Source organism: uncultured Caballeronia sp., assembly GCF_964243625.1.
In the GTDB taxonomy this organism is placed as follows: domain Bacteria; phylum Pseudomonadota; class Gammaproteobacteria; order Burkholderiales; family Burkholderiaceae; genus Caballeronia.
The window spans coordinates 1-5867 of the sequence record NZ_CAXTGZ010000391.1 but is presented as its reverse complement, the minus strand read 5'-3'; the positions used below and the strand labels follow the sequence as shown (position 1 = coordinate 5867).

3 protein-coding genes and 2 pseudogenes are annotated in these 5867 nt (G+C 64.6%); 4 read left to right on the top strand and 1 reads right to left on the bottom strand.

The genetic code is table 11. From position 1 onward, the window contains the following. Nucleotides 1-1543: pseudogene (locus tag ACFFAR_RS22630) on the bottom strand (phosphoribosylformylglycinamidine synthase); the annotation flags it as partial. 301 nt (nucleotides 1544-1844) lie between these two features. Here ACFFAR_RS22630 and ACFFAR_RS22625 point away from each other — a divergent pair. The 4 genes and pseudogenes from ACFFAR_RS22625 to ACFFAR_RS22610 form a co-directional block, all read left to right on the top strand. Continuing rightward, complete coding sequence (locus ACFFAR_RS22625) at nucleotides 1845-2000, top strand: hypothetical protein (protein ID WP_155524188.1); 156 nt, start codon at nucleotides 1845-1847, stop codon at nucleotides 1998-2000. A 38-nt stretch (nucleotides 2001-2038) separates the two neighbouring features. Further along, the gene (locus tag ACFFAR_RS22620) at nucleotides 2039-3343 is read left to right on the top strand and encodes an FAD-dependent oxidoreductase (protein ID WP_174364184.1); all 1305 of its coding nucleotides are present in this window, start codon (nucleotides 2039-2041) and stop codon (nucleotides 3341-3343) included. A gap of 120 nt (nucleotides 3344-3463) precedes the next feature. After that, nucleotides 3464-5026: an NAD(P)H-hydrate dehydratase gene (locus ACFFAR_RS22615; RefSeq protein WP_174364185.1), complete on the top strand. Its 1563-nt coding sequence runs from the start codon at nucleotides 3464-3466 to the stop codon at nucleotides 5024-5026. Between the two features lie 158 nt (nucleotides 5027-5184). After that, nucleotides 5185-5867 (top strand): annotated as a pseudogene (locus tag ACFFAR_RS22610) (glucose-6-phosphate isomerase); the annotation flags it as partial.

Genomic DNA, 5867 nt, shown 5'->3' with positions numbered 1-5867 from the left:
TGACTTCCTGCGCACGCCGCTGGATTTCCGGGTTGCCGCGCTGGACGGAATCGAAGTCGAGTTGCGCGGTGTTCGCGCCGGTCGCCATCGAACTCGCGGCGCCCCCGCCCATGCCAATCCGCATGCCCGGGCCGCCGATCTGGATCAGCAACGATCCCGCCGGCAGATCCATCTTGTGCGTGTGCTGGTCCGAGATATTGCCGATACCGCCCGCGATCATGATCGGCTTGTGATAACCGCGCACGCGCCCTGCGGCGTTCTGTTCATATGCACGGAAATAGCCGCCCAGATTCGGCCGGCCGAATTCGTTGTTGAACGCGGCCGCGCCGATGGGGCCGTCGATCATGATCTGCAACGGCGAAGCAATGCGCTCCGGCCGTCCATACGGTTCGTTCTTGTCCGAGGGGTTGCGCTGCGGCACCGGCACGGCGCTGTCGCGGGCGTTTTCCCATGGCTGGCGTGCATCGGGCAGATCGAGGTTGGAGACCGTGAAGCCCGCCAGACCCGCTTTGGGGCGCGCGCCGCGGCCGGTCGCACCTTCGTCGCGGATCTCGCCGCCCGAACCCGTTGCAGCGCCTGCAAACGGCGAAATGGCGGTCGGATGGTTATGCGTCTCGACCTTCATCAGCGTGTGCGTGAGTTCGGTGTGACGCCCGTAATGCTCGCTCGATCCGCGCGGGAACCAGCGCTCGGCCGTGCCGCCTTCCATGATCGCCGAGTTGTCCGAATACGCGACGATGGTGCCGGCGTGATTGAGCTTCTCGGTGTTGCGGATCATGTTGAACAGCGAGATGTCCTGCGGCTCGCCGTCGATGGTCCACTGACCATTGAAAATCTTGTGGCGGCAATGCTCGCTGTTGGCCTGCGCGAACATCATCAATTCGACGTCCGTGGGATTGCGCTGCAAGTGCTTGAATGAATCGACCAGGTAGTCGATTTCATCGTCGGCGAGCGCGAGGCCCAATTCCATGTTCGCCGTTTCCAGCGCGCTGCGGCCGTGGCCGAGGATATCGACGGCTTGCAGCGGTTGAGCCGGCAGTTCATCGAACAGATGCACGGCGTGATCGCGCGATGGCGCCACGCTTTCAGTCATGCGGTCGTGCAGCGCGGCAGCCACTTCGGTGCGCGCCTGTTCGGACAAGGCCTTCTTGCCGCCGATGCCCGTGCCGAGCAAGCCGCTTTTCAGCAGGACCGTGTACTCGACGCCGCGCTCGATCCGGCGAATCTGCGTCAGGCCGCAATGATGCGCAATGTCGGTGGCCTTGCTGGCCCACGGCGACACCGTTCCGAAACGCGGCACGACCATGAAGGTTTCTTGCGCGCCGCGCTCGCTGCCGGCATCGAACGGTGTTCCGTAGTGCATCAGCGCGTGGATGCGGTTGCTGTCTTCGTCGGAGAGCGGTTCGACCGAGTTCACAAAATGCAGGAACTGGCCGCGCACGCCGACAATATTCGGGTCGATGCGCGTCAGTGTTTCGAGCAGGCGGGTTTGACGGAAATCAGAGAGGGCCGAAGCGCCGGGGAAACACGAGAAGTGGGCCATTGTCACGGTGCTGAGAAGACGTCGGGACGAAAGACGTCGGAGCCGCTTGCGGGATTGCCGCATTTGGCGATGGGAAGACCCGGATTATAACCCGGAAGTGTCTCGAAAACGCCCTCGCGGCCATGCGTGAAACGGCGGGAACGGCCCGCGGCAATCTCTCAAAGACGACGCGATACTTTTTGACCGTCCCCGGCGATGCACGCCCGAAGCCTCGATGCGCCCGGTTGACCGGCCGCACAGAGCGCGTTTGGCCGTTTCACCCCGCCCCGCGGCGTCCCGGCCGGGCGCGTTTGGCGCTATCATGGCGCGCTTTCCCAACCCGGCGCACCGGTTACCCGTGCAGCAAAGCGGTATCAATGCGCCGGCTCGCCTCTCTTACGAGAATTCCGGCGGTCCGGGCGCCACGCCCGGGTCGAGTGGTCCGGACGCCCGCGCTCATGCGGCCGCCGGCTCGTGAACCAGTCAAGGTCTTGCGCCTTCGGGCGAAAACGAATCATGGATGTCATTGTCATCGGTGGCGGAATCGGCGGCATCGCCACCGCGTATCAGTTGCGTGCGGCCGGGCACCGCGTCTGCGTGGTCGAGCGCCATGCCACCGTCGCGCAAGGCGCGACCTATGGTCACGGCGGCGCCATCCTGCCCTCACCGCTCGACGTCTGGTTCGGGCCGACTTTCATGCAGACGCGCCGTGCTGCGAAAACGGGTGTCGTGTTCAAACCCGGCTTCGATTCGGAAACACGCGAATTCGCCAAGAAGCTCACGGAATTTCACGATCCGCACCGCTTTGCCACTCAATACGGCGCATTGCGGCCGCTGGTCGACAGTTCCCGCGATGCCATCGCGGAAATCGAGGCTGAATTCCCGCTCGACTTTGAACAGCGTACCGGCGTGTTGCACGTGTTCCGGCACGAGCGCGATCTGGAACTGACAGATGCGGCAATCAAGCTGATGCAGAGTTTCGAAACGCCGCACCGGCTGCTCACCGCGCAGGAATGCGTCGCCGCGGAGCCATCCATACCGGAAGATCCGCCGCTTGCCGGCGGTGTGCTGCTGCCTGACGCGCGCACGGCCAACTGCCCGTTGTTCACCAAGTTGCTCAAGCAAGTGCTTGAGGACGACGGCGTCCAGTTCCGGCTGGGCCGCGAGGTGACCGCCATTCGCGTCGAGGCTCAACGCGCCGCGGTCGAACTGGCGCCGCTTAACGGCGCACTGGACGGCAAAGGCGGCAGATCTCGCGAAGTGGAGCTGATCGGGGCCGATGCCATCGTCGTGGCGGCCGGCACCGGGACGCCGGCGTTGCTGGCCACGCTGGGAATCTCGTTGCCCCTGCATCCGCTGCGACTGCACACGCTGACCGCTCCGATAGCTTACGAAGAGCGCGCGCCCCACCTGACGATCGTGGATTCCGTGAAACGCATCGCGATGACGCGGATCAATCAGCGCATGCGTGTGACCGGCGGCGCGGTATTGCAAAGCAACGCCAAGGCCAGCAAGCCGATGAGCGAAAGCCTGACCCATCGCGCGCTTGCGCTGCTTGGCCAGGCAACGCACGACTGGATTCCGGGCGCAGCGAAAGTATCCGCCGCACGGGCCTGGGACGGGATTCGGCTGATATCGCCGGACGGACTGCCCGTGGTGAGCGCAACGTCGCACGCGCGGTTGTTCGTCAACACGGCGCATGGTCCGGCGGGCTGGGGTATTGCGTGCGGAGCCGCCAGACTGATCGCGGCGCTTGTCTCGCACGAGGAACCCGACGTGCCTGAACGAACACTCGGGGCGTTGAGAATCGACCGGTTCTGATGCCGCGCGCCGCGTTGCGGGCGACGTATTGAACGCACGCGGGACACCCGCAGATGGCCGCTCCGGTCATTTGGGCGCAATAATTGCGGCGGGTTCAAGCTCCTATTTCACGCCGCCGCCATGACCGACTCCGCTTCCAATTCTCTGACTTCGCCGTATGCCGAGCCAGGCGACCGCGCAATCGCCCTTCTCACGCTCGATGAACTCAGAACGCTCGAACACCGCGCCGCGGCGGCTCTTCCGCCCAATACGCTGATGGCGCGCGCTGGCGCGGCCGCGGCGCAATTCATCGTCGATAGCGGTTCGCAGCGGCCTGTCTGGATCGTCGCCGGTCCGGGCAACAATGGCGGCGATGCGCTGGTGATGGCGGCGCGCCTCAAGCAGGCGGGTGTGGAAGTGCAGGTTTGCATGCCCGTAGAAGTCAAACCCGGCGATGCCCGCTGGGCGCTCGACGAAGCGCGTCAGGCCGGCGTCAAGATCACGGCAGACGTGCCCGCTTCCTTCGATGACTTCGGCTGGCTCGCCGACGGCATGTTCGGCATCGGCCTTGGACGGCCGCTCGAGGGCGTCTTCGCGGAGGTCGCGGCGCGATTGTCGAAGCGTTCGAAGTCTTCCGGCAACGTGCTCGCACTCGATATTGCAAGCGGCCTGTCAAGCGACACGGGCGAGCCCGTCAGCCGCAGCAACGACGGCCGCGCTCAGGCCGTGCGCGCGACGCACACGATTACGTTCATCGGCGGGAAGCCGGGGCTTTTCACCGGCGACGGACGCGATCTGTCGGGCAAGGTTTATATCGCCGATCTGGGCATCGGGCCGCTTGCGCAACCGTCCGTGGTGCTGAACGCACCGTCGCTGTTCGGCCCGCATCTCCCCCCGCGCGACTTCGCGACCAACAAAGGCACGTTCGGCACGCTGGCTGTCATTGGCGGAGACACCGGCATGTGCGGCGCGCCCATCCTCGCCGCGCGCATGGCGTTGTACAGCGGCGCGGGCAAGGTGAACGTGGCGTTCATCGGCACGGACTCGCCGCCCTACGATCCGCCGCATCCGGAACTCATGCTGCATCACATCGACCAGTTTTCTCTCGACAAGATGGACGCGCTGGCGGTCGGTTGCGGCATGGGCCAGAGCGATCGTGCGAAGAAGGTGCTGACAGCCGTGCTCGCGCTCGATGTCGCGAAACTCTTCGATGCCGACGCGCTCAACCTGATTTCATCCGATGAAAACCTTGCCGGCAAGGTCGCCGAACGCGGCACCCGCGGCGATCTGTGCGTGCTCACGCCGCATCCGCTGGAAGCGGCCCGGCTTTTGGGATCGGACGTAAAGAAGGTGCAGGCCGACCGGATTGCGGCGGCGCGCCAACTGGCCGCGCGATATACCGCGGTCACCGTGCTGAAGGGAACGGGCACGATCGTCGCCTCGCCCGATGGACGTGTATCGGTGAATCCGACGGGCAACGCCGCGCTGGCGACCGGCGGCACCGGCGACGTGCTGGGCGGACTGATAGGCGCGTTGCTCGCGCAGCGTTTGCCCGCGTACGAAGCGGCGCTTGCAGGCGTCTATCTGCACGGGCTTGCCGCCGAGACGCTGACCGGCGAGGGACAAGGTCCCGCGGGCCTGACGGCGGGCGAACTCGCTCCCAAGGTTCGCGCGCTGATCAACCGCCTGTTCTACCCGACGTAACTAAACACGGCATGCCGGCAGCACGCCTTTACGCTCAAGCAAGCAATCGTTCATCCATCGTGGCTATACTTGTTGTCTCGCGTTAGGCGGTCGATGTGAAACTGTCCGGCCGCGCGTGATGATCAACACTTTCCGCCACCTTCTAAAAACGGACCGTTATGACGCTCAATTCGCTTCCTGCCTGGCCGGCGCTCCAGGCGCATTACGATGCCATCCGTGACGAGCGCCTGCGCGACTGGTTCGCGCCGCAAAACGACACCCAACCGTCCCGCGCCGAGCGCCTGACGTTCGACGGCGGCGGCATCTCCGTCGATTTCTCGAAGAACCGCATCACCGAAGCCACGCTCAAGCTGCTCGTGGAGCTCGCCGAGCAGGCGAAGGTCGCAGCGAAGCGCGACGCCGTATTCGCGGGCGACATCGTCAACGTCACGGAACATCGCGCAGTGCTGCACACGGCGTTGCGAGCGACCGACGACAACTCGCCCTTCCAGAAGGAAATCCGCGCTGAAAAAGCCAAGATGGCCGCGTTCGCGAACAAGGTTCGCGACGGCTCGTGGACGGGCTACACCGGCAAGCGCATTCGCCACGTGGTGAACATAGGCATTGGCGGTTCGGACCTTGGCCCGAAGATGGTCGTGCACGCGCTGCAGCACCTCGCGCTGCCGGAGATCAAGACGGAATTTGTCTCCAACGTCGATGGCGCCGATATCTACAACGTGCTCAAGGACATCAATGCCGAAGAGACGCTGGCCATCGTGGTATCGAAGACGTTCACCACGCTCGAAACCATGACGAATGCGCGTTCCATGCGCGACTGGTTCGTGAAGAGCGGCTGCCCGGA

Coding starts and splice junctions, on each gene's coding strand:
- ACFFAR_RS22615 (WP_174364185.1), top strand. CDS start 3,464: ATGACCGACTCCGCTTCCAATTCTCTGACTTCGCCGTATGCCGAGCCA.
- ACFFAR_RS22620 (WP_174364184.1), top strand. CDS start 2,039: ATGGATGTCATTGTCATCGGTGGCGGAATCGGCGGCATCGCCACCGCG.
- ACFFAR_RS22625 (WP_155524188.1), top strand. CDS start 1,845: ATGGCGCGCTTTCCCAACCCGGCGCACCGGTTACCCGTGCAGCAAAGC.